The sequence below is a fragment of the Halioglobus sp. HI00S01 genome, from assembly GCF_001635445.1.
GTDB lineage: Bacteria > Pseudomonadota > Gammaproteobacteria > Pseudomonadales > Halieaceae > Halioglobus > Halioglobus japonicus.
Map to the genome: position 1 here is coordinate 103,965 of NZ_LWEE01000010.1, position 22,918 is coordinate 126,882.

Sequence of the window (22,918 nt, forward strand, 5' to 3'; positions counted from 1 at the left end):
CGCCGGGGATCAATCCAGATAACTGTCGACGAGATTATCGATCAGGCGATCGATGCGTGCCCAACTATTGTCGTCGTTGAGATCCATGCCGAACACCAGAGGGCTGGTCTGGGCGCGCATGGTGAGATAGCTGAACATGCAGTAAAACACCATGCTCAGATCAACCATGCGCTGCTGATCGCCCTCGCCGAGATCCTGCAGAATCGAGGCGAGTTCCCGGCCGATCTTGTCGCTGGCGGATTCCAGCACCTGGGTGACGGCGGTGGGGTGGAGAATTTCGCTGGCCATCAGTCGGGTGATTTCCGGATGTTCGCGCAGGGCGGCCAGGTAATTGCGCTGGATGCGCTTGATTTTGTCTTTGAGTGATAGCGCGTCAAAGCTGTCGCGGTCGCCAACCAGGTCTGCCGCAGTAGGCCAGTTGGCCCGCTGCTCCAGCCAGGCACTGACCAGCCCCGGAAGCCCGTCGAAGTAACGGTAGAGGAGCTGTTTGCCAACTCCGGCTTTTTCGACGACGTTGTTTACGCCGATGCCTTCCGGGCCCTTGCTGAGGAGAATGGCACCACAGGCATCAGTGAGTTTTTGCTCGGTAGCCTCGTGATTGCGGCTGCGGCTCGTGGTTTTCTCCGAGACCTGGCTCATGCTGTCCTTGGGCAAGTTGTCAGGCCACGGAGTATGGCCGCGGCTTGGCGCATGCGCAAGCCGACGGCGCGCCGGTGGAGTTTACGAGACGACTGGGCTATCATTGCGCCCGCTCTCGGGTCCGCCCCGGGAATGTCTCTCCGGGGGTATAGCTCAGTTGGATAGAGCATGCGCCTTCTAAGCGCACGGTCGAGGGTTCGAATCCTTCTACCCCCGCCATTTTTCCCTGATACTGCACTTCGCTAGCCAAGCACCGATCTGGGCCAAGCCACTGCTGCGTTCGCCATCCTCTGCCTGACCAGTTTCCGGGCCCAAACGCCAGAACGGTGTGCCAAGGCCCTAAAGGCGCAGGTTGCGGCTCACATTAAGCATCCCGATCGAGACCAGGCCGTTCCCTTGATAATTTGGGGTTATCACCAGTTGTGGCACGGTGACATCACCCGCAGCACACTGGACAAGTGGTTTGGCGATGAGCCGGTAATGATCTGGCATCGACCTTTCCACGAAATGATTGGTAATACCGCGTCGTTCGAGCTGCTGGGGGTCAGTGAGAAAGATGTTGAAACGCCACACGAAGCAGACTGGGCTAACGGTCACTTCTGGGAAAATGGTCTTGCTGCACTGGTGCCGCGAAAGCCTTTCCTGTTGCAGCCAGATCGTTACAAAGTGGGAATGCAGAACTTTGTAGAAATGCTCCATCGCGGCGGTATCACGGCCGCCATGGACATGGGTGTGGTGGTCTTCGGTGATCCCGTTGGCGAAGCCAGACTAATACACGCGATTATGGATACCCAGGAGGCTCCCGCACGCCTGATGCTCACACCCATTGTTACCGATTTTCTTTCCCGCGGGTTGTCGCCCGAGCAGGCGTGGGAGCAGGTTGAAAGCTGGAATGCGAGTAACTCTGACAGGGTGATGTTCGATAATCACTTCAAGTTAATGATGGATGGAGCGATCTTCTCAGGCCTCTCCCAGTACAGTTTTCCCGTATACAAGGATGGCCATGCCGGCCAGTGGATGGCGCCTGTGCAAGTGACGTACAGCTATGCTGAAACGTTTTGGAATGCGGGTTACCAGTTGCACGCGCATGCCAATGGCGCTGCCAGTGCCGAGGTTTTGATCGACTTTGTCCGCCGTGTGCAGGCACAAAATCCTCGCATAGATCACCGGTTCACGCTCGAACATTTTGCCTACACTACAGAAGATCAGGCCAATCAGATGCATGCGCTAGGTATGCTCGGGTCGGCGAACCCCTACTACCAATATATTCTCGCGGATGTGTACGCAGACCAGTGGCTCGGCGAAGCCCGAGCGCGCAACATGGTGCCACTGGGAACGCTCAAGCGCGAAGGTATGCGCTTTGGCCTGCATTCCGACTGCCCGATGGCGCCGCTCAGCCCGCTGACGCTGGCCTTGGCTGCCGTTAACCGCACCACCATTAACGGCAATAAGAACGCCGAGGCGCAGAAGGTGAGTGTTGATGACGCATTGCGGGCAATAACCATCGATGCCGCTTGGCTGATGCGCATGGAAGACCAGATAGGTTCCATTTGCCCCGGAAAACGCGCAGACTTCGCTGTGCTGGAGCAGGACCCGTACCGGGTTGATCCCCGCAAGCTGAAGGATATTCCCATCCGGGGAACCGTATTTGCCGGAGAGATTCATCCGGTGAACCGCTAATACATAATATGGAGTGAACGTGAGTAAATTGACGAGTATGCCAGTGGCACTGGCCCTGGCGCTGGTTTTGGCCGCCTGTAGCGACAGTGATGGCCCGGTAGAAGTTGCTGATAATAGTGCCGCGCAAGCTCAGCAGCCGGCGGTGGTTGAAGTGTCAGATAAGACTGAAGAAGAGGCAGGGGTGACGAACCCACTGTGCCATGCGGAAGAGGGTATGCCTGGCGGTTGGCAGGATGCCGACGTGACGGAGGACGTCGAGGCGGCCCTGAATTTTGTGTTGCAGCGTATGAATAGCGCTGCCCAGCTTGAGAAAATACTTTCCGTCAAAACCCAGGTCGTGGCTGGCTTGAACTACGCCATCGACCTCAAGCTCGATAATGGCGAAATCTGGAACACCCGCGTCTACCGCGATTTGCAGGGCAATTTCGAGGTGACCCAGCCCGCGCAGCAGGGAAGTATGACCGAAGATTGCTAATATTGACCATCGCGGGCCCTCAAAGGGCCCGCAACCCGCCTCAAGTCCCTGTTTTAGATCAAGTTTTTAGTCCTAAAAGCGTCAAAAATACCAACTATCACTCCGGTGTTATTGCTACCAAAGGTAACACTCCGTATGATCGCGCCCGCACCGTGCACATGTGCCCACGGAAGTCGCCTCGCGCCATGCTGATGTCGCGGACGGCCATGTGGATTAGGGCGGAAACGCCCGACAATAGGCAGCATCCATAGTCCGCTGCCCACCTTGAGGTAATTTTTAGGAGTTTAGTTATGCACAAGTTCGTACCTTTCATATTCTTCGCAATTATGGCTGGCCTGATCGGCGCCAAAGTTGCCGTTGCTGCTGAAGTTCCCGCTGACGTACCTGCGGTTCAGGAGCAGCGTTAAAACGCGACCCTGAGTTGAAAAAGGGGCCCATTGGGCCCCTTTTTTTATGCCTGGCTATTGGTCATTATTCGGGCCTGACATAGACGGGCTCTCCGGCCACCCAGGTCTCCAGTACCGTGCTGCTCCAGATGGCCGATTCCGGCATCTCGAAATAGTTTTCCCTTACCAGAATAAAATCGGCGAAGTATCCCGGGGCGAGACGTCCAATCGCGCTCTCCTGGTGAGCGGCGAAGGCTGCGCCTTCCGTAAACAGTGACAAGGCTTCTGCCCGGGATATCTTCTGGCCCGGTAGCCAGCCCCCGGGTGGGCCACCGGCCTGATCCTGGCGTGTAATGGCAGAATACAGCCCGTAAAACGGGTTGGGGTGTTCCACTGGGAAATCGGAGCCGCCTGCCACCTGTGCACCGTCGTCGAGCAGGCTCTTCCAGGCATAGGCACCCACCAGGCGGTCTTCGCCGAGGCGGTCGCCGGCCATATTCATATCGCTGGTGGCGTGGGTTGGCTGGATCGAGGCAATCACACCGAGTTGGGCGAAGCGGGGGATATCCTCCACCTGCAGGATCTGGGCGTGTTCGATGCGATGGCGCAGCCCCGCGCTGTCCTCCTTCGCGATGAGGGTTTCGTACAGGTCCAGGACGCGCGTATTCGCCAGGTCGCCGATGGCATGCGTGTTCACCTGATAACCGGCGGCCATTGCCCTGCTCATATGTAGCACCAGATCTTCGTCAGACAGCAGAAGCAGGCCCTTGTGGCCGGGCTTGTCCGAGTAGTCTTCGGCGAGCGCTGCGCCCCGCGAACCCAGGGCACCGTCGGCGGATATTTTGACACTGCGAATATCCAGGCGATGGTTCGGGTCGATCTGCGGTCCGCTGGCCAGAGTGGCATCGTTACCGGGGTCGAGCACATCGAGCATCGCATACACGCGCAACGGTAATGTGTTGTTGCTGTGCAGCCGCTGGAGCGCGCTCACTTCGGCGGCAGACACTCCGGCATCGTGCACACTGGTCAGACCGAAGCTGGCGGCACTGAGCAGCGCCTGGCGTTGACTCTCTGCGATGTCGTTTTGCGTCTGTGAGGGTATGGCTCGATATACGGCATCCATGGCGTTATCGATGAGCACACCCGTGGGTTTGCCGTCTGGGCCGCGGATGATTTGTCCGCCATCCGGGTCGACGCTTTCAGCGTGAATCCCGGCCATTTCCAGTGCCGTAGAATTAACCCAGAGCGCGTGGCCGTCGATGCGGCGCAGCGCGATGGGGCGATCCGTATCAATGGCATCCAGCGTGGCGCGGGTTGGAAATTCCCTTACGTCCCACAGCACCTGGTTCCAGCCGCCGCCCTGAATCCAGGGCTCCTTGCTCTGTGCCGCAAACCGGGCAACACGTTGCGCTGCTTCAGCTTCACTGCTGGTGCCAAACAAATTCACACTGGCCAGCGCCTGGCCGTAGCCGGCGATATGCCCGTGGGCATCGATAAGGCCCGGTAACATGGTTGCCCCATTACCATCTAATTTTGTGGTAGCGCTGCTTTGTGCTGCTGCTTCATCTGTCGGGTAGCGCGCGGTAATTTTGCTGCCGTCAAATTCCAGCGCGGAGAATCTGATCAGCTCACCGTTTTCGAGCGAGTAGCCTTCGATGTTGTGAATCAGGGTGGTGGCCGCTGCGGAAGTGCTGGTCACTGCGAGCAGTGTGGCGAGGAGCAATTTTATTAGGGGCATATAGCGTTCCTTTCTCTGGATACGCTACATGTTAGCAAGTTCCGGCTCAGCCGGCTTTTTCGACCCCGTCCAGAAATGCGTTGGTGCTGCTGACCAGCATCTGGATACGATCAGCTTCCGGCATGAAATACTCAAACTGGCCGTTGAGTTCCAGTACAGCCAGACCGTGAGCAAGGGCCCACAGTTTCAAGGCCAGATCCAGAGGCTCGGTGTGCCGCAGTTTGTGGGCCTGGCACCAGGCGTCGACGGCTTCGACAAAAACAAAAAAGCCACGCCGGCCATCCCGGTCGGTGACCGTGGGATCCATGGCCGCAAAGTCGCCCCACATCATGTTGTAGAACTCGGGGCGTTGGGTGACATAGCTGACATAGGTTTTACCCAGCCCGACAACGCATTCGCGGGTGCCCATTTCGTATTGGTCACGGGTAGCCAGAGCCTCAACGCTGAGGCCGTAATAGCAGAGCTCTGCGACGGCTTCGAGCAACGCGCTTTTATCGCGGAAGTGTCGATAGGGCGCTGCGGCACTGACACCCGCGCGCTTGGCGGCCTCGGAAATCGCAACGTCAGCCGAGCCTTTCTCCTGGATGAGTTCGACCGCCGCAAGAATAAGAGCGTTGCGCAAATCGCCGTGGTGGTAGTTGCTCTGGCTCATGCAGTACTGCCCTCAGAAGAGGAAGGCTTCAGGGGGCCGAAACCCATGCCGCGCTGTTTGCGTACGGTCAGCAGGAACAGCGGCGGTACCAGGAAGAAAGAAATGATTGTAGACAGCAGTACGCCGCCCGCGATGGCCATGGCAAACGGCGGCCAGAATTCACTGCCTTCCAGAATCAGCGGCAGAAAGCCGCCAAAGGTGGTGACGGTCGTGGAGATAATATGACGGCTGGAATCCATGACGACCGTGCGAATGGCATATCTGCCACCGGCGACGGCGGCCGGGTTGGCCTGTAGCGCGGTGAGAATAATAATGGCCGCGTTGATTGAAACGCCGATCGACCCAATCACGCCGACCAGTGACATTACCCCGAAGGGATACTGGAACAAGGCCAGGGACAATAGCGATAAGCCCATTGAGCATAAACAGACCAGCAGGGCGATGCCTGTCAGGCGCCATGAGTTAAAGGTCAGGACGATGGTGGCGATCAGCACCGAGACAATCAGTCCCATTGGGGCCATGATTTTCTCAACCACGCGGGCGCGCTCGTCAGTGTCGCCACCGTATACGATCGAATAGCCCGGCGGGAGATTAATCGGATTGTTGACCAGGTCCTGCTGCAGAAGCTTCAGCACCTCCTCCGGGAGAACTCCGCGGGTGATGTAACCCTGCACCGTATTAATGCGAACCCCGTCCTGTCTGGCGATGGGGCTTTGTGCCGGCTCCAGCGCAGGCGAGCCAATGGCGTTCAGTGGCACCCCTGCCAGTGTGTCGCTACCGCCGCGGCGGGGCAGCCGAATGTCGACGATACGATCCGGTGTGCCCCATTCGGCTTCGCTGAGACGGACGCGTACCGGAAGTCGTTCCGTGCCCTCGAGAACTTCGCCACCAACCCGTCCCAGCAGAGAGTCATTGAGTGCGGTAGCTGCGTCCGTGAGTTGCAGGTTAGCCAGGCGCAGGCGCTCCTCGTCGAGGTGGAAAACGACTTTGGGCGCGCCGCCGATCAGATTGGTGCCGGTGTGGATAATATGTGGCAGATTATCCATGCGCAGCCGGAATTCTTCGCCCAGTTCCTGCAGCACGGCCAGGTTGGGGCCGTGAATCTCCAGCTCGATAGGCGCGGTAACCGGCGGTCCCTGGTAAATGCCATTGACGATAATCCGGGCTTCCGGGAAATCCCGGTCGAGCTCCAGTTGCAGCGCGCGAATCAGGTCATCTGTCTGGTTTTCATCCCGGGTCAGCACCAGTGCTTCGGCCCATGAGGGTGTGCCGTCGCGGCTGCGGTACATGTTGTAGTAGAAGGCCGGCGTGCTCTCGCCAAGAGTCCAGTCGACGCGTCGAATCATCGGGTCGGACCTGAGGCGCTCATCCAGACGCTCGACCACTTGCAGGGTGTCGTAAATGGAGCGGCCGTCGGCGAGCTTGACCTGAATATACATCTGGTCGCGGTCCGTGCCCGGGAAAAACTGCGCGGTCAACGTGGGGAAGCTGATAAAGCCGCTCAGCGGCAGTGCCAGTGCGAGGGCGATAGCGGCGGCTGGATGTTTCAGACTCCAATCCATGGCGTTGGACAGGGCCTCACCCATTTTGCCGCCGTCCATGCCGCCGTTATACCAGTGACGGCTGCTCTCCTTGGTCCGCGGTAGCAGCCAGGAGGCCAGCACGGGCGTAACGATAAGCGCCAGTGCGGTAGAAGTTACCAGCATGATGATCACCGCCTGGGCAATGGCCCCCAGAAAATCACCACCGGGGCCGGGCATAATCGCCATGGGCATAAACGCGAGAATAGTGGTCAATGTCGAAGACAGTAACGGGACACGTAGCCGGTCAACGGCACCGGCAATAGCGTTATAGGGCGTGTGTTCCTGGAGCAGTCGTTTGCGAATTTCATCGGTCATGACGATGGAGCCGTCAACCAGCAGGCCCAGGGCAACGATGAGCCCGCAAATGGTCATCTGGTGCAGGGCCATTCCGGTCCGTTCCATGACAACCATGGAAATCAATCCGCACAGCGGCAGGATGATGGCAACCACCACAGCGGCGCGCCAGCCAAGGGTGAACAGCAATACCAGTAGCACCAGAGTGATACCAATGGCGAGGTTCAAGGTAACGTCGGCAAGACGACTCTTGGCATAGGTGCTCTGATCGAAGGTTTGTTCTACCAGCACACTGGCAGGGGCGTCGTTGATGTAATCCCGCAGCAGCAGGGAAAATTCCTGTGCCCAGCGATCCACCTGCCGGCCGTCTTCCATGGCCACACCCACCATGATGCCGGGCTTGCCCTGGACCAGTACCAGCGAGGAGGGTGGGGTAATGGCCGCCTTGTAGACTCTGCCCAGATCGGCAATACGCGTCGCGCTGCCATTGGCCGAGGTGTTGACGATGACTTCACGAATCCGGGTCAGGGAATCGAAATCGCCGGCGATCTCGATCAGCATGTCGGTGCCTTCACCGGTGGCGCGTCCCGAGGACACTTTGGCATCTGCCGCTCGTAATGCGGCCGACACCTCAGCGAGACTGAGGCCGCGTGCGACAAGGGCATCCTCGTTAATCTCTACCCGAATTTCTTCAGCGGGTTCACCGAACAGTACGGCCAGCTTGGTGCCGTCCATATTGCGGGCGCGATCAGCGAGGTCCTCTGCCATACGCCCCAGCAGAGACAGGGGGATGTCTGCATCATCGCGGCCGGACATAGCCACAATGGCGTTGAAGGACTGGAAGCGATCCGTGTCTAGGGTTGGGATGCCAACACCGGGGGGGAACAAAGCGTACGCGTCTGATAAGGCATCCCTGACTTCCGACCAGACTCGCTCTAGCTCGTGATCAGGTAGCGTGTCATCGAGCCTGACCTGCATGGATGAGACACCGGAGCTAGAGGTGGTCATCAGTTTGTCTAATTCAGATATTTTGCGCAGCTCATCTTCAAGCGGTTTGGTAACGAGTGCTTCGACCCGGTCGGGGGTGGCGCCCGGATAAAAGGTGAGTACCGTGCCGCCAAAGTTGGTCAGGGTAGGTTCTTCCTGGCGGGGAATATTGCTGAAGCTGTTAATGCCCACCGCAAATACGCTTATGATGAGCAGCGCAAAATAGCGGGGGTGTTTGAAAATGTACTGGGCAAACACCTTATTCCACTCCGTCGCCGCTAACCGACACCACCGTCCCCGGGGTGATTCGGTGGACACCACTGGCCACCACCTCGGTTCTGTCGGCGAGGGTGCCGTGCACGAAGGCCTGGTCGCCGCGGATCTCGATCACCTCAACCGCCTCCCTGACGGTAATGGCCATATCACCGTCGCGGTCCAGGCGCAGTACTGTCCACAGCCCGCGATTACCTTCCAGCAGCGAAGCGATGGGCAGCCATCCGCCGATGGCGGGCACCTCTTCGGTCAGGCGCAGGGTGACCGGTTCTCCGTCTACGGCGGGGATATCTGCTGGCAGGGAGAATACGGCCGTCGTCACTCGGGTGATCGGGTCTACGTCGGGACGTACTGTGAGTAACGGGCTGCTGACTTCCTGTCCGCGCAGGGTCAGCAGGTACTCATTGCCTGGCTGCAGGGCATCAGCGCGGCTGACGGCAACGCCAATATTCGCTTCCCGTCCTGCATTTTCGATGAAGTGAACCACTGGCGTGCCAGGGTTGACCACCGCGCCCTCATGAATAAAGCGATCACCAATCACACCGTCATAGGGCGCGCGCAGACTCGCCTTGTCGATCTGGATCTGGATGCTTTCCAGGCGCGCCTGCGTGGCCGCAACGCGTGATTCCAGTGCTTCGGCGCGCAGCCGGGTTTCGTCAAAAGCCTCACGGGAAACCGCGCCGGTCGCGCGCAGCTCCTCCTGCCGTTCGGCCTTGAGTCGCGCCAGTTCCAGTTCTGCGCGAGTGGTGTCCAGGTCTGCCTCGGTCGCACGGTAGTGAGTCTGCAGGGCGGAGTCGTCCAGCTGGGCAATGATCTCGCCCTTGGTCACCGGGCTGCCTTCACGCCACGGCAGTTGCGCCACGGTGCCAACGACTTCAAACCCCAGGTCGGCCTTGCGGCCGGCCGAAATCAGGCCGAGGTAGGAAACATCGCGCTGGTAGTACGCCTGCTCGATGTACTGCACAGGTTCCACCGTCAGCGGGACCCTCGCCACGGTCTTGTCGCCCAGGGCAAAGCGAACGTGGAGCGCACTGGTCAGGCCCACGGTAATAAAGATCGCAGCCCCAACGCCGGCCAGGCTACCCAATTTTTGCTTATCCATCCCTACAAACCCACACATGTTAATGGAATTAACATCTATGTTAGTCGCTTTAACATCAAAGTCAATCTCATTGCGCCGAATCGCTTGCAGCGAGGTGTGCTTTGCAGCACAATACGCGCCCTCTGCAACTGCTTGCAGACGCTGTGGTGGCCCAGGCGGTCCCCTCGCAACGATAGATAGTGAACCCGGCCAGGCCCGGAAGGGAGCAACCGTAGCTGTCGACTCGTGTGCCGGGGTGTGGCTGTCTGGGTCATCTCCAATTTCACCGGTTCCGGTGATTAAGCCTCTGGTGTATCCTTCCTCTCTCTCGCGGATAACGCTTTACAATAGAAGGCATAACGGGGCATGTCCTACCAAGTACTCGCGCGCAAATGGCGGCCAAAAAGTTTCAGGGAAATGGTTGGCCAGGAGCACGTGCTACAGGCGCTGATTAACGCGCTGGACCACGACAGGCTGCATCACGCCTATCTCTTCACCGGTACACGTGGTGTGGGTAAAACCACCATCGCCCGTATTCTGGCCAAGTGCCTCAACTGTGAGCAGGGCGTGAGCTCTGAGCCCTGCGGCGAGTGCAGCTCCTGCCTGGAAATCGCCGAGGGTCGCAGTGTCGATCTGTTAGAGGTTGACGCCGCTTCGCGCACCAAGGTCGAAGATACGCGCGAGCTGCTCGAGAACGTGCAATATGCCCCCACGCGTTCGCGCTACAAAATCTATCTCATCGATGAGGTGCACATGCTCTCCAACAGCAGTTTCAACGCGCTGTTGAAAACGCTGGAAGAGCCACCGCCCCATGTAAAGTTCCTGCTCGCTACCACCGATCCGCAGAAGTTGCTGCCCACGGTGTTGTCCCGGTGCCTGCAGTTCAATTTGAAGAACATGCCCCCCGAGCAGATTGCCGGCCACTTGCGCAATGTGCTCGAGCAGGAGATGGTCAGCTTTGAGGACCCGGCCCTGTACCTGCTCGGTCGCGCGGCCTCGGGCAGTATGCGCGATGCCCTGAGTTTGACGGATCAGGCAATCGCTTTTGGTTCGGGCAAGCTGGTGGAGAGCGATGTTCGCGCCATGCTGGGTACGGTGGATCTCACCTTCGTCTACCAGATGCTGGAAGCCGTAGTGGCGGGAAGTGNCAATGAGGTGCTGGCCATTGTCGAGCGCATGTCTGAGCACGCCCCGGATTTTGAAGGCAGTATCGACGAGCTGATCTCTCTGGTGCACCGCGTCGCGGTAGCTCAGGTTGTCCCCGACGCGATTGATAACAGCTGGGGCGATGCCGAACGGGTGGCAGCTTTGGCGGCCGCCATGACGGCCGAGGATGCCCAGCTTTACTACCAGATGGCGGTCAATGGTAAGCGCGACATGGCGTATACGCCTGATCCGCGCGGTGGCTTTGAGATGTTGCTACTGCGGATGCTCTCCTTCCGCCCGGCGGCAGTGATTGATACATCGCTGTCACCGGAGCAATTGCAGGCCGCCCCTGCAGCCGCCGTGGAGGGCGGCGAGCGTGTAAAAAAGCCGATTGAGCAGGTGGCGCCGCCGGTGATGCCTGCGGTAGAGACAGCGCCTGTAGCGGTCACCCCTGAGGCGCGACCAGAGCCGCCTGTGCCGGCAGAACCGGCACCGGCAAGCCTCATGGCAGCGCTTGCCACACCGTCGCAACCGGAGGTCGTCGAAACACCGCCCGTTGAGTCGCGCCCGGCCGAATCGGCAACCCCAGCCGTGGCGCCGGCGGATTTCAGCCAACTTGTGCCGGCGGCCTGGCCGCAAACGCTGGAGCAGCTCGGTCTGCTGGGCATGGTGTACAGCATTGCCAGTAACTGTGAGCTGATCTCGGTTGATGGGCCTGCACTCAAGTTTGTGCTGGACGAGGCCAATGCCAGCCTGTTCAACGATGGCCACAGTAAAAAGATCGCCTTGGCTTTGCAGAACTACTTTGGCCGGGAATTGTCCGTTTCTATAGATATCGGCAAACCTCCCGGCGAGACGCCGGCCAGGGTGGCAGCCCGCGCAGCTCGCGAGCGTCAGGCCCTGGCAGTGGCAGAGATAGACAGTGACGAGCGTCTGCAGGCGCTGCTCATACGATTCGATGGTGAACTGGACCGCGCGTCCATCGCCCCTACAGATTCTTGAGGTAGTAACATGAAAGGCAGTCTTTCCGACCTGATGAAACAGGCCCAGCAAATGCAGGCCGATATGCAGAAAGTCCAGGACGATCTGGCGAACGCAGAAATCCTGGGCGAGGCCGGTGCCGGTCTGGTCAGCGTGGTAATGACCGGGCGCCACGACGTTAAACGCGTGAGCATCGACCCCGCGGTATTGTCAGAGGACAAAGAAGTGCTGGAAGACCTGCTGGCAGCGGCCGTTAACGACGCGGTTCGCAAGGTCGAGGCACATAACCAACAGGCCATGGCCGGCGTTGCCTCGGGATTGAATATCCCGGGCGGCTTCAAGATGCCGTTCTAGGGCGCAATTACCCCATGAAATTCAGCCCCGCTCTGCAGGACCTGATAGAAGCCTTGCGCTGCCTGCCCGGTGTCGGCCCCAAATCCGCCCAACGCATGACGCTGCACCTGCTGGAGCGTGATCGCGAGGGGGCGGCTGCGCTTGCCGAGGCGTTGCGCAATGCAGTAGATCGCGTCGATCACTGCAGTCGCTGTCGCAACTTTACCGAACTGGATGTGTGTGAAATCTGCGCAGATCCGCGGCGCGATGCGTCGACCATTTGTGTAGTGGAGACGCCCGGCGATGTGCTTGCCGTTGAGCAGAGCGGCAGCTATCGCGGCATCTATTTTGTATTGATGGGCCATCTTTCGCCGATAGATGGCATAGGGCCTGAGGAAATAGGCCTCGACAAGTTCCAGCGCCGGGTCGTGGAGGAGGGGATTGCCGAAGTTATCCTGGCCACGAATCCAACCGTGGAAGGCGAGGCGACGGCCTACTACCTGACGGACATGCTACAACCCCGCGGCGTCAAGGTGTCCCGGATTGCCCACGGTGTGCCTCTGGGAGGCGAGTTGGAATATGTGGATGGCAGCACCCTGGCGCACGCTTTTTCCGGCCGCCGCGTAGTGGAGTAACTACACTGTGACTATGGAATGGAAACTGATTGAATCTGACCAGGCGCTACAGGAGTTGATGGCTGCGAGCCAGGGCTGCCAGGCTGTTATGGTCGATACCGAGTTCATGCGCCGCAACACCTTCTACCCGCAGGTGGCGCTGGTGCAGTTATGTTTTGACGGCAGCGCCGCCGCCGGTACTGCCTGGCTGATCGACCCTTTGGAGATCAGCGATCCTGCACCCCTGGCGCAGTTGCTGCAGGACCCTGGCGTGGTCAAGGTGCTGCACTCCGCCAGTGAAGATCTGGAGGTGTTCCAGCGCTGGCTGGGCTGTGTGCCTGCGCCGCTGTTCGATACCCAGAAAGCGGCAGCCATGGCCGGGCTGGAGTTTGGCATGGGATATCGCGCGCTGATTCTGCAGCTGTGTGACGAGGACTTGCCCAAGGGGGAAACCCGCTCCGACTGGCTTAAGCGCCCACTGACCGAATCGCAGTGCCACTACGCCGCGCAGGATGTGACGTATTTGCTCGATGCCTATGCGCAGCTGGCCCAGCGCTGTCAGGATCTGGGTCGCTACGACTGGGTGCTCAGCGATGGCGAAGATGCCGCCGCGTCGCTCGCCACAGCCTTGCCCAATTACTACAAACGCATCAAGAGTGCCTGGAAGCTGGAGCCGCGGCAGTTGGCAGTGTTGATGGCTGTAAGTCAATGGCGTGAAGAGGCTGCGCGAGACTGGGACAAACCACGGTCGTGGATTATTGACGACAAAGCCTGCTTGCAAGTTGCGCAGCACATGCCTGTGGACGTTTCGGAGCTGCGCAACAAGGTCGATCTGCCGCCGGCGGTGATGCGCAAGCGCGGTGAGCTGCTGGTGGACCTGGTCGCGAGTGTCAGCGAGATCGAGGAGGGCGACTTGCCCCAGCGGTTGCCGCCGCCCCTGGAACAGCGGCAGCGCGATCAGCTCAAGGCGCTGAAAAAACGCGCAGCGGCGATCGCCGACAAACTGGAGATGCCTCAGCAGGTTTTGCTGGCGGCCAAGGATTACGAACAACTGCTGCGGCCAGCTGAGACAGAGCCCGTCTCCTGGCAGGGCTGGCGCAAGTCTGTGGTGGTGGAACCACTGCGCGACGCAATACTTAGAGGTGAGCTGTGAAACGCCTGTGTGAGATCTTCAAGAGTACACACAAGGAAGAGATGTATCTGTATGTCGACAAGGCCAAAGGCCTGGAAGATGTGCCAGAGGTGCTGCTGAAACAGTTCGGGGAGCCGCAGTCCGTGATGACCATTATCCTCACGCCGGAGCGCAAGCTGGCCCGTGTCGATGTCGCTGAAGTGCTGGAGAAGATCGATAGCGACGGGTTTTTCCTGCAAATGCCGCCCACCCCGGAACAACTGCTGCAACGAGATCGCGCCAGTGACTGAATGGTGGGAGCAGCCCATCGAGGCACTGGATCGCGACCAGTGGGAGGCGCTCTGTGACGGCTGCGCCAAGTGTTGCCTGCACAAACTGGAAGACGAGGATACCGGTGAGGTGTTCTATACCAAGGTGCGCTGTCAGTATCTCGACGAATCCACCTGCCGCTGCGGCGACTACAGCCGGCGTTCGATTTTGGTGCCAAGCTGTATTCACCTGGAACAGGGCAGCGTGGGCGACCTCGACTGGCTGCCATCTACCTGTGCCTACCGGTTGCGAGCAGCCAATCAGCCGCTGCCGGAGTGGCACTACCTGGTATCCGGCAGTCGCGAGACGGTGCACAGCGCCGGTGCGTCTATCCGCGGGCGAGCCATTTCCGATGAATATGTACACCCTGACGGTTATGATGAGCACATTGTGACCTGGGTGGAGTAGGAGACGGTATGCTGACTGAAGAATCCTATATGCTGGCGATATACGCCTACATAGGTGCCGCGGCCATGGTGGCGCTGATCCTTGCCTGGTGGCTGTTGCGTCGTTGGCCGAATTTCTGGACCTTGCTGATCGTCATGCTCAGCGCGGCCCTGCTGTTAACGCCTGCCTACCCGCAGCCCGGTGTGGAGACCATGGCGCCGGCGCTTATCGTCGCCGGGTTCGAGTTGCTCCTGAACGGTCCTGAAGCAGCACAGCATGCCATCAAGCCCTTATCGATTGCCTGTGCGGTTGCCCTGGGCGCGGCGGTGCTGCTGCGCCTGTTGGTGGTGCGCCCGCGTAGATCGGCGCATACCGATGAGCAGGGCGCAACAGATCAGGAGCCCGATCCCGTTGTCTAGGTCGTTACTGTTCGGACTGTTTGCGGCGCTGTGTGTGCTGTTAACGCCGGCGCACGCCGATACCCCCGGCGCGGGCCTCAAGCCTGATCTGCGTCTGTTGATCGACATTTCGGGCAGCATGAAGACATCTGACCCGGACAACCTGCGTGGCCCCGCCATGGAGATGCTTATTCGGCTGCTTCCCGATGGGGCACGCGCTGGTGTCTGGGTGTTCGGAGAAGACGTCAAAGTGCTGGTGCCCCATGGAACTGTGAATGCGCAGTGGCGGGCAGCGGCCCACAGCGTATTGGACCTGATCGATAATTCTGGCCAGCGGACCAATATTCCCGCCGCGCTGGATGCGGCGACGTATGACTATGATCGCCTGGACCCCGGTTACCGCACCAGTATTGTGCTGCTTACCGACGGCAAGGTGGATGTGGGTGAATCTCCGATGCTCAACGCCGGTGCAGCCCGCGCCATTCTCAATGAGCGCGCCCCGGAGCTCGGTGCCAGCGGCATTCCCGTGCACACTATCGCTCTGTCCGACGAGGCCGATTGGAAGTTCCTGCGCTCGCTGGCGCAGTCCNCCAGCGGTATCGCTGAGCAGGCCGTCACCGCCGATGCACTTAGCGGTATATTCCTGCAATCGCTGGAGTTGGTGGCACCGGTGGCTCGCGTGCCCGTGGCGGGGCAGCAATTCACCATTGATGCATCCGTCGAGGAACTGACCGCTCTGGTGTTCTTCAGTGCTGGGAATCACTCGGTAGCCCTGCGCAGCCCGAGCGGGCGGGTATTCGCCCCTGAGGGAGAGGACGCCGACTGGTTTGTCAGCGACCAGTTTGCCCTGGTGACGATTTCTGCACCGGAGCCCGGCGATTGGCAACTGGTAGCGCCTGGGGCCGAACGGGTGCGGGTAACCGTCATCGCCGACCTGCAGTTGGAAGTCGACCCGCTGCCGGCCAGTATTGAAGCTGGTCGCCAGGCCGAGATGGGTCTGCGTATTACCGAGCAGGGCAGGGCGATCACCGATCCTGACGTGCTTGCGGCCTTTCGTCTGTCGGTAGACGTGCGCGCACCGGACGGCAGTACCGAGACGATTGCGGTCAGCGAGCGCTATCCTGCGCCCGCCGACGGCGAATACCGGGTCATGGCACCTACATTCGCGCAGGCGGGGCGCTATGAATTTATGGTGCGCCTGGAAGCCCAGACACTGCGCCGTGAGCTGCCCATGCATGTCGAGGTGATGCCGCTGCCGGAGCAGGCAACGCTGGTGACCCGCGGCGATGAATTGCCCGACGACGAGTACACTGCGTCTCTGGCGGCGGTTGGCGTGGCGGTGCTGATCATTGCACTTTTGATCTGGCTGATCCTGCGTCGACGCAAACAACGCAAGCTTGAAGTCTGGCAGCGCAGGGCAATGCAGTCGGAAAATGGCGCTACCGGCCAGTTTGCATTGTCCGGTGTGAGCGCGGCCAAGGAGTCTCCCGACGAGCCGCTTGATTAGCGCGTTCCCTATGAGTACCCTGTTCGGCCTTGCTCGAATACAGGTACTACCCCAGATGAAATTTGAAGGCACTGATCGTTACGTCGCCACCGATGACCTGCGAATGGCGGTAAACGCCGCCGTCGCACTGCAACGCCCCCTCCTAATTAAAGGTGAACCCGGCACGGGCAAAACCATGCTCGCCGAAGAAGTTGCCGGCGGCCTGGGCATGCGCCTGATCCAATGGCACATCAAGTCCACCACCAAGGCTCAGCAGGGTCTGTACGAGTACGACGCTGTATCGCGCCTGCGCGATTCCCAGCTGGGTGACGAAAAAGTCCACGATATTGCCAACTACATCAAGAAGGGCAAGCTGTGGGAGGCCTTTGAGTCTGAAGAGCAGGTTGTGCTTCTCATCGACGAAATCGACAAGGCTGATATCGAATTCCCCAATGACTTGCTGGTAGAACTCGATCGTATGGAGTTCTTCGTCTACGAGACTGGCGAGACCATTAAGGCCAAGCAGCGCCCGATTATTATCATCACCAGTAACAACGAGAAGGAACTGCCGGACGCATTCCTGCGCCGCTGTTTCTTCCACTTCATTAACTTCCCCGATCGCAACACCATGCGTGAGATTGTGGCAGTTCACTACCCGGAGATCTCCAAGGAACTGGTGCAGGAAGCGATGGAAGTATTCTTTGACCTGCGTGCGATTCCCGGGCTCAAGAAGAAGCCCTCGACGTCGGAGCTCATCGATTGGCTGAAGCTGCTGATGGCCGACGACATTCCCGACGAGATTCTCAAGGATCGCGATCCTACCAAGGCCATTCCGCCCCTGTATGGCGCGCTGATGAAAAACGAACAGGATGTGCACCTGCTCGAACGTCTGGCCTTTATGCACCGCCGGGAATCACGGTAAAGCCCTATGCTGATCAACTTCTTCCACGGCCTGCGCGACGCAGGTGTACCGGTGACCACACGCGAACTCCTCGATTTGCTCGAGGGTATGAAACAGCGTGTTGTGTTCGGTTCGATGGACGAATTTTACTATTTCAGCCGCACCTGCATGGTGAAGGATGAAAAGTACTTCGATCGCTTTGATAAAGCCTTCGGTCTGCATTTCAAGGATCTGGAAGCACTCGACGATGTGATCGAGGCAATGATTCCCGATGACTGGTTGCGCTCGGAGTTCCTGAAGAACCTGAGCGAGGAAGAGAAGGCCAAGATCGAATCCCTCGGTGGTCTCGAGAAACTGATTGAGGAGTTCAAGAAGCGCCTCGAAGAACAGGAAAAACGCCATGAAGGGGGCAACAAGTGGATAGGTACCGGCGGTACCTCGCCTTTTGGCCAGGAAGGCTATCACCCTGAAGGTATTCGCGTTGGCCCCAACGGCAAGAACAAAAAGGCCGTTAAAGTCTGGGACAAGCGAGATTTCAAGAACCTCGACGACAGCGTTGAGCTCGGTACCCGTAATATCAAGGTCGCCATGCGACGCCTGCGCAAGTTCGCTCGCACTGGCGCCGCCGATGAGCTCGATCTGGATGACACCATTACCTCGACTGCGCGTAATGCCGGGCTGCTCGATATTAAAATGGTTCCAGAGCGTCACAATGCCGTGAAGGTGCTGCTGTTCTTCGACGTTGGTGGGTCAATGGATCCTCATGTAAAAGTGTGCGAGGAGCTGTTTTCAGCGGCGCGTACCGAGTTCAAGCACATGGAGTATTTCTACTTCCACAACTTTCTCTATGAGAGCGTGTGGAAGAACAATATCCGTCGCCACAATGAACGCACGCCGCTGCTGGATATTCTCCACAAGTACAGCCACGACTATAAGGTCATCTTTGTCGGAGATGCCTCCATGTCACCGTATGAAATCCTCCAGCCCGGCGGCAGTGTCGAGCATTGGAACGAGGAGTCTGGCGAGGTGTGGTTCCGTCGTCTGCAGGAAGTCTACGACAAGGTGATCTGGATTAACCCGGTTCCCGAGGAAGACTGGCAATACACCCAATCGGTTAGCATTACCCACAAATTGCTGGAGGGACAAATGTATCCTTTGACCCTCAAGGGCCTGGAAGAGGGGATGTCGTTCCTCTCCAAGTAGCGCCGTCCTACATCCTGTCAGCGTAGGCGATCAGGCTTGCGGTGACAGCGACATTGAGTGATTCAACCCCATTGTTCATGGGTATCGACAAGCCTTGCTGGGCGAGTTTACTGACGGCGGCGGAGACGCCGTCGGTCTCATTGCCGAGCACGTAGATGCAGTGTCCTGCGGGACGATAGGCAAACAGATCTATCCGCGCGTCCGCCTCCAGGGTGCACACTTCAAAGCCGTTATGCTGGCACTGCTGCAGGGCTTCGGGCAATGCCTGGCAGGTGAGCACCGGCGCCCGGTATAAGGTGCCGGCGCTGGCTTTGACGACCAGTGGCCCGGGTGCCGCATTGCCTTTGCGCGACCACAGCAGGCCGTCGATGTTGCCGGCCGCCGCCGAGCGGACGATCATGCCGATGTTTTGCGGATTGGTAATACCGTCCAGGGCGAGCAGGCGCTGTCGGGGTTTGCCCTCCAGGTTATTCAGATAACTCTCCACAGACTGAAACGCCGGGCACAAGACATCCAGGGCGACGCCCTGATCCTGTTTGCCATTGCGGGATATACGCGCCAGTTCCTCCCGGGAGTGGCGCTTGATCGTTACGCCGCGTTGCTCTGCGGCTGCCAGTAACTCACCGACGATGCCGCCTTCGCGATTGCTGTGAGCCAGATGCAGGGTCTGGCAATCCAGGTCGCGATCCCGCAGGGCTTCCAGCGCTGGTTTGCGTCCGTACAAGGTCAGCATGCGGTCGAAATAGCTGCGCTTCTCGGTATAGCTGGTGTCGCTCATGAGGGCTGGTTTCCTGCCTGTAGCTGTGCGCGGTAGCGCCCCGGTGAGGTGCCGGTCCACTTCTTGAACGAGCGGTAGAAAGCCGAGTTGTCGGGAAAACCCATAATCGCAGCAATCGCGTCCAGCGAGAGCTCGGGTCTGTTCATGTAGTGCACGGCCAGCTCGCGACGGAAGTCGTCCTTGAGCTGCTGGAAGCTGGTGCCTTCCTGAGTCAGTTTGCGGTGCAGGGTGCGCGGCGACATATTCAGCTCCGCGGCGATGTCACTGGCATTGGGTAGTCGCTGGCTGTTGTGCTCAGTCAGTCGTTGCTTGATTTTCTCCGTCAGCGGATTGAGGTTGCCTGGCGTTTCCCGTTTAACGAGTTGGTAGGGCGCCTGGCGGAGAAAATCGCGCAGCGTGTCTTCGGTTTGTACGATGGGCAGTTGCAGCACATTCTCCTGCAGCACCAGTCCGGAGTGTTCGGTACCGAAGCGCACTGGACAGCCAAAGATAGCTTCGTAGGGCTGAGGGTCTGCCGGTTCGCTCGCACGCAGATGGATCGCCTGCAGGGGTAACTCGCGACCAATCAGCCAGCTGTAGAAACGATACATCATCAGCAGCACGTTGGCGTGACCGATATGAATACGGTCCTGCTCCAGTGACGCGGAGCGCTCCAGGACACATAAGATCTTGCCATCGCCCTGATCGATAAACAGCGGCTTGGCAGCACCCTGGGTAGCGCGGAACTGGTCGCAGTAGATGAAGAATTCCCGCGCCCGGCGCAAGGCCTGCCCCAGGTTGGGGCAGTGGATGACAAACAGGCACAGCATGCGAAAAGTACCTGGTGGCGCGTGGTTTTCCTGGCCCAGGCCAAAGGCCTCGTCCTGGAGGATTTCCATCACCAGCCCGTACAGTTTGCTGTAGCTGTCGGTGGGAATCTGGCTGGGGAGCGTGGCGGGGTCGTCTTGCAGTGGATTGAAGTCCAGGCCGATCTGCGCCAGGGCCCGGTCCACGGGATAGCCCTGTTCACTGACCACGCGCAGCAGCGTGGTCAGTGTTTTAAGGGGCATGGTGTTCAAAGCTCGCTGCCTTAGCTAAAGCTTTCGGCGAGGGCAGTGACCCGGTCCGCAGACTCCTTGATGCGAGCGGCGATTTCTTCGATCTTGGCGCCGGTCATCGGTTCTTTGAAGGATCCGGCAACAAAGCACACCACAGGCAGTTTATTTTCCACAAACACCGGGACCGAAATGGTCGAAACGTCGTACTTGGTTTTGGGGTCGATGCGGTCCAGGTGATATTGCTCGTCGCAGAGGTCGATCTGGTATTTGCGCGCGGCATCTTCCAGTTCGGTCAGGCTCCAGGAATTGTGGATGCGCGACAGTTCGCGAGTGAGTTCGGCCTCAGCCTTGGTTTTCAGGGTGACTTCGTAACCGCGGGCGCGAATCCCGATCACTGAAACGCGCAGTTTCTGGTCCAGGCGTTCGTTGTAACCGCCGCGTGATTCGTGGGCACGGGTGAGCCAGGCCTCCAGATGTTTGGCCGGCGAGAACGCGATAAAGCTGCTCGCCACGGGGGCGTCATTGGGCAGGCGCAGGCCCAGCTGGAACGAATTAATCAGCTCGGATGCCTGGCCATACAGCGCTAATAACACCATGTGTTGCTTGGAGCGACCGGTCACACCAAAACCAATATCCAGATCCGCCTGCAGCGCTTCCAGCTCCGGGCGAGCGTACTCAAGCACGGGGAACTGGGCGAAAGCGGCGTTACCTGCGGCAATAATAGAAGGGCCGAGGCGGTAAGCCTTGGTTTTCGGATGTTGGACCAGGAAGCCGTAGTTGGCCATGGTGGTCAGAATGGCGTGGCAGGTTGCCTTGTTGAGGTTGAGGCGGCGGGTCATCTCGGTCAAGCCGAACGCCTGATCAGGGTTGGCCATTAACAGATCGAGAATGGCCAGGGCACGGGCGGTAGGTTGTGAGAATAGGGCCAAAGCGTCAGCTCCCTTTTAGTTGGTGTACCTGAGCAAAATAAATGGTATGAATTCTTGTACCTTGCGGTTATGGTACCGCTCCAGCTTGAGGTACTTCAAGCCTTGAGTGGGGCGACATAATAGTGGCCGAATTCAACAGAGACAATGAGAATTAAGGAATGTTAACCCTGTTCGGAACATCAGCCTGTCACCTGTGCGAGCTGGCCGAAGCACTTCTGGTGCAGGCGGGTGCCGGTTTTGAGCATGTAGATATCAGTGAATCTGACGATTTATTCGAGCGTTACGGGACGACGATCCCGGTTGTGCGCACAGAAGAGGGCCGGGAGCTGAACTGGCCCTTCGACGCACAAATGCTCGCTGAGTTTCTTGCCGGCTAGCGGCTGTTCTCGCTATGAGCCGACGCGCACCGCCAGCACGTCACAGCTGGCGCCGTGGAGCACGCCGTTGGCGGTAGACCCCATGAGCAGGGCGAGACCATAGCGGCCGTGGCTGCCGACCACGATCAGGTCGGCGCTGATTTTTTCCGCCACGGCGTGAATCTCCACCTCGGGGCGCCCCAGCAGAATGTGTTGGTGATCAGCGGCAATACCGTTTTTCTCAGCGAAACGCTGTAATTGGCCGGTGGCCTGTTCCTGGATTTCGTCCTGAAGGCCTGAGAAGTCCATGGGGATGTCGACGCCATAGGCGAAGCTGAGGGGTTCTATGACATGTACAAGGTGGAGTTCGCTGCCAGCAGACGTGGCGATAGCGCGCGCTCGCGCCGCAACCAGGTCAGATTCTTCGCTGAGGTCGATGGCAACAACCACTTTCGAGTACTGCGACATATATAGCCTCCCTGCAGGCTTTTTTCACGCTTCTATTTATAGCATAGAATAGTCGCCGAACAACGGGACACGGCTGCGTCTGCGGCGTAAGTTTGATCTGGGTCAGGAAACCACCTTTGGAAATTTTTCTTATCATTTTCGTGATCGCGTTGGCGCTGGCACCGTTGACCCACTTCATCCCCAGCAAGCGCCAGCGGCAGGTGGCCGGAATGAGAGAGTATGCCGCGGTCCATGGCCTGTTCGTCGAGTTCCGGGACCTTCCCGGCAGTGATCGCGCGTTACCGGGGCAGGCCCGGCGCCCCGAGCAAATCATTTATTACGGCAGGCGCCTTCCAGCATCGCGTGGCGAGCCTCGTTCGAGGTTGGCCTGGCGAATTGAGGAAGGTGAGTGGCGGGGCGTGGGTCACCGACAGCCGCCGCCAAAACAGACTGCGCTGCTGCCCGCAGAAATACTGGCCCTCAGCCAGGAAGAGGGCAGTTGTGGGATCTACTGGTCAGAGCCCGAAGAACAGGGTCAGGTTGAGCAAATTGTCACGGCCCTGGAGGCCTGGTCAGAGGCACTCTCGGCCTGACCCGTCTCGGGGGCGAAACACGATTTTTCTTGACCCGTCCCGGCGGTGGCCTTATATATGCCCCTTTTTGCTGCCGCACCCGGCACCCAATGTCAGCAGG

General features: G+C 59.0%; 23 protein-coding genes, 1 tRNA gene and 1 other RNA gene. 16 read left to right on the forward strand and 9 right to left on the reverse strand.

Annotated features, from left to right (window positions below):
* Positions 1–9: 9 nt before the first annotated feature.
* Complete coding sequence (locus A3709_RS02465; protein WP_066049589.1) at positions 10–639, reverse strand: TetR/AcrR family transcriptional regulator; 630 nt, start codon at positions 637–639, stop codon at positions 10–12.
* Between the two features lie 142 nt (positions 640–781).
* Here A3709_RS02465 and A3709_RS02470 point away from each other — a divergent pair.
* From A3709_RS02470 to A3709_RS02480, 3 genes are all read left to right on the forward strand, one after another.
* A tRNA-Arg gene (locus A3709_RS02470) sits at positions 782–858 on the forward strand.
* Between the two features lie 177 nt (positions 859–1,035).
* Positions 1,036–2,319 (forward strand): amidohydrolase, encoded by a 1,284-nt coding sequence (locus A3709_RS02475; protein ID WP_197484046.1) that lies wholly within the window; start codon positions 1,036–1,038, stop codon positions 2,317–2,319.
* Between the two features lie 19 nt (positions 2,320–2,338).
* Positions 2,339–2,794, forward strand: coding sequence for a cystatin domain-containing protein (locus A3709_RS02480; RefSeq protein WP_197484047.1), 456 nt, complete (start codon positions 2,339–2,341; stop codon positions 2,792–2,794).
* A gap of 471 nt (positions 2,795–3,265) precedes the next feature.
* On the opposite strand, the gene A3709_RS02485 is transcribed toward A3709_RS02480, so the two are convergent.
* Genes A3709_RS02485 through A3709_RS02500 form a run of 4 tightly spaced genes read right to left on the reverse strand, consistent with a single transcriptional unit; the run spans position 3,266 to position 9,809 of the window.
* Complete coding sequence (locus A3709_RS02485) at positions 3,266–4,918, reverse strand: amidohydrolase (RefSeq protein WP_066049594.1); 1,653 nt, start codon at positions 4,916–4,918, stop codon at positions 3,266–3,268.
* 46 nt (positions 4,919–4,964) lie between these two features.
* Positions 4,965–5,570: a TetR/AcrR family transcriptional regulator gene (locus tag A3709_RS02490; protein WP_066049596.1), complete on the reverse strand. Its 606-nt coding sequence runs from the start codon at positions 5,568–5,570 to the stop codon at positions 4,965–4,967.
* Positions 5,567–8,692, reverse strand: coding sequence for an efflux RND transporter permease subunit (locus tag A3709_RS02495; protein ID WP_066049599.1), 3,126 nt, complete (start codon positions 8,690–8,692; stop codon positions 5,567–5,569). Before A3709_RS02495 ends, A3709_RS02490 begins: the two co-directional genes overlap by 4 nt.
* Before the next feature lies 1 nt (position 8,693).
* A complete protein-coding gene (locus A3709_RS02500; protein ID WP_197484048.1) occupies positions 8,694–9,809 on the reverse strand; it encodes an efflux RND transporter periplasmic adaptor subunit in 1,116 nt (371 codons plus the stop codon).
* A 153-nt stretch (positions 9,810–9,962) separates the two neighbouring features.
* Between A3709_RS02500 and ffs the strand changes: the two genes are divergently transcribed.
* The 11 genes from ffs to A3709_RS02555 all read left to right on the forward strand — a co-directional run bounded on the left by ffs (position 9,963) and on the right by A3709_RS02555 (position 18,678).
* Positions 9,963–10,059: signal recognition particle sRNA small type (gene ffs, locus A3709_RS02505), an RNA gene on the forward strand.
* Positions 10,060–10,154: 95 nt separating this feature from the next.
* A complete protein-coding gene (gene dnaX, locus A3709_RS02510; protein WP_066049605.1) occupies positions 10,155–11,936 on the forward strand; it encodes a DNA polymerase III subunit gamma/tau in 1,782 nt (593 codons plus the stop codon).
* 9 nt (positions 11,937–11,945) lie between these two features.
* Positions 11,946–12,269, forward strand: coding sequence for a YbaB/EbfC family nucleoid-associated protein (locus A3709_RS02515; protein WP_066049608.1), 324 nt, complete (start codon positions 11,946–11,948; stop codon positions 12,267–12,269).
* A gap of 14 nt (positions 12,270–12,283) precedes the next feature.
* Positions 12,284–12,883: a recombination mediator RecR gene (gene recR, locus A3709_RS02520; RefSeq protein ID WP_066049611.1), complete on the forward strand. Its 600-nt coding sequence runs from the start codon at positions 12,284–12,286 to the stop codon at positions 12,881–12,883.
* Positions 12,884–12,896: 13 nt separating this feature from the next.
* On the forward strand, positions 12,897–14,015 hold the full coding sequence (gene rnd, locus A3709_RS02525; RefSeq protein WP_066049613.1) for a ribonuclease D: 1,119 nt from the start codon (positions 12,897–12,899) through the stop codon (positions 14,013–14,015).
* Positions 14,012–14,284: a YcgL domain-containing protein gene (locus A3709_RS02530; RefSeq protein WP_066049616.1), complete on the forward strand. Its 273-nt coding sequence runs from the start codon at positions 14,012–14,014 to the stop codon at positions 14,282–14,284. Before rnd ends, A3709_RS02530 begins: the two co-directional genes overlap by 4 nt.
* A complete protein-coding gene (locus A3709_RS02535; protein WP_066049619.1) occupies positions 14,277–14,711 on the forward strand; it encodes a YcgN family cysteine cluster protein in 435 nt (144 codons plus the stop codon). Before A3709_RS02530 ends, A3709_RS02535 begins: the two co-directional genes overlap by 8 nt.
* A gap of 8 nt (positions 14,712–14,719) precedes the next feature.
* Positions 14,720–15,109, forward strand: a complete 390-nt coding sequence (locus A3709_RS23555; protein WP_066049622.1) for a hypothetical protein — start codon at positions 14,720–14,722, stop codon at positions 15,107–15,109.
* Positions 15,102–16,595, forward strand: coding sequence for a VWA domain-containing protein (locus A3709_RS02545; protein ID WP_066049625.1), 1,494 nt, complete (start codon positions 15,102–15,104; stop codon positions 16,593–16,595). The genes A3709_RS23555 and A3709_RS02545 overlap by 8 nt, the downstream gene beginning before the upstream one ends.
* Positions 16,596–16,650: 55 nt before the next feature.
* Positions 16,651–17,496 carry a MoxR family ATPase gene (locus A3709_RS02550; RefSeq protein WP_066049875.1) on the forward strand — a complete coding sequence of 282 codons (846 nt, stop codon included), beginning with the start codon at positions 16,651–16,653 and terminating at the stop codon, positions 17,494–17,496.
* Positions 17,497–17,502: 6 nt separating this feature from the next.
* Complete coding sequence (locus tag A3709_RS02555; protein ID WP_066049628.1) at positions 17,503–18,678, forward strand: VWA domain-containing protein; 1,176 nt, start codon at positions 17,503–17,505, stop codon at positions 18,676–18,678.
* A gap of 7 nt (positions 18,679–18,685) precedes the next feature.
* Here A3709_RS02555 and A3709_RS02560 read toward each other — a convergent pair whose 3' ends face one another.
* The 3 genes from A3709_RS02560 to A3709_RS02570 are packed head-to-tail and all read right to left on the reverse strand — an operon-like array spanning position 18,686 to position 21,422.
* A complete protein-coding gene (locus A3709_RS02560) occupies positions 18,686–19,456 on the reverse strand; it encodes an RNA methyltransferase (RefSeq protein ID WP_066049631.1) in 771 nt (256 codons plus the stop codon).
* Entirely contained in the window at positions 19,453–20,505 is a 1,053-nt protein-coding gene (locus A3709_RS02565; protein ID WP_156507540.1) for an AraC family transcriptional regulator, read from the reverse strand. The genes A3709_RS02560 and A3709_RS02565 overlap by 4 nt, the downstream gene beginning before the upstream one ends.
* Positions 20,506–20,525: 20 nt before the next feature.
* Positions 20,526–21,422, reverse strand: a complete 897-nt coding sequence (locus A3709_RS02570; protein ID WP_066049636.1) for an IclR family transcriptional regulator — start codon at positions 21,420–21,422, stop codon at positions 20,526–20,528.
* 158 nt (positions 21,423–21,580) lie between these two features.
* On the opposite strand from A3709_RS02570, the gene A3709_RS02575 reads away from it, so the two are divergent.
* Positions 21,581–21,799: a glutaredoxin family protein gene (locus tag A3709_RS02575; protein ID WP_066049639.1), complete on the forward strand. Its 219-nt coding sequence runs from the start codon at positions 21,581–21,583 to the stop codon at positions 21,797–21,799.
* Between the two features lie 12 nt (positions 21,800–21,811).
* Here A3709_RS02575 and A3709_RS02580 read toward each other — a convergent pair whose 3' ends face one another.
* Positions 21,812–22,246, reverse strand: coding sequence for a universal stress protein (locus tag A3709_RS02580; RefSeq protein WP_066049642.1), 435 nt, complete (start codon positions 22,244–22,246; stop codon positions 21,812–21,814).
* 116 nt (positions 22,247–22,362) lie between these two features.
* Here A3709_RS02580 and A3709_RS02585 point away from each other — a divergent pair, with 116 nt between their 5' ends.
* The gene (locus A3709_RS02585; protein WP_082849834.1) at positions 22,363–22,818 is read left to right on the forward strand and encodes a hypothetical protein; all 456 of its coding nucleotides are present in this window, start codon (positions 22,363–22,365) and stop codon (positions 22,816–22,818) included.
* The last annotated feature ends 100 nt before the right edge of the window (positions 22,819–22,918 follow it).

Bases quoted from the DNA above. Each gene is read 5' to 3' on its own strand.
- A3709_RS02465 (WP_066049589.1), bottom strand. From the start codon at position 639: ATGAGCCAGGTCTCGGAGAAAACCACGAGCCGCAGCCGCAATCACGAG.
- A3709_RS02485 (WP_066049594.1), bottom strand. From the start codon at position 4,918: ATGCCCCTAATAAAATTGCTCCTCGCCACACTGCTCGCAGTGACCAGC.
- A3709_RS02490 (WP_066049596.1), bottom strand. From the start codon at position 5,570: ATGAGCCAGAGCAACTACCACCACGGCGATTTGCGCAACGCTCTTATT.
- A3709_RS02500 (WP_197484048.1), bottom strand. From the start codon at position 9,809: ATGGATAAGCAAAAATTGGGTAGCCTGGCCGGCGTTGGGGCTGCGATC.
- A3709_RS02515 (WP_066049608.1), top strand. From the start codon at position 11,946: ATGAAAGGCAGTCTTTCCGACCTGATGAAACAGGCCCAGCAAATGCAG.
- recR (WP_066049611.1), top strand. From the start codon at position 12,284: ATGAAATTCAGCCCCGCTCTGCAGGACCTGATAGAAGCCTTGCGCTGC.
- rnd (WP_066049613.1), top strand. From the start codon at position 12,897: ATGGAATGGAAACTGATTGAATCTGACCAGGCGCTACAGGAGTTGATG.
- A3709_RS23555 (WP_066049622.1), top strand. From the start codon at position 14,720: ATGCTGACTGAAGAATCCTATATGCTGGCGATATACGCCTACATAGGT.
- A3709_RS02550 (WP_066049875.1), top strand. From the start codon at position 16,651: ATGAAATTTGAAGGCACTGATCGTTACGTCGCCACCGATGACCTGCGA.
- A3709_RS02555 (WP_066049628.1), top strand. From the start codon at position 17,503: ATGCTGATCAACTTCTTCCACGGCCTGCGCGACGCAGGTGTACCGGTG.
- A3709_RS02560 (WP_066049631.1), bottom strand. From the start codon at position 19,456: ATGAGCGACACCAGCTATACCGAGAAGCGCAGCTATTTCGACCGCATG.
- A3709_RS02565 (WP_156507540.1), bottom strand. From the start codon at position 20,505: ATGCCCCTTAAAACACTGACCACGCTGCTGCGCGTGGTCAGTGAACAG.
- A3709_RS02575 (WP_066049639.1), top strand. From the start codon at position 21,581: ATGTTAACCCTGTTCGGAACATCAGCCTGTCACCTGTGCGAGCTGGCC.
- A3709_RS02580 (WP_066049642.1), bottom strand. From the start codon at position 22,246: ATGTCGCAGTACTCGAAAGTGGTTGTTGCCATCGACCTCAGCGAAGAA.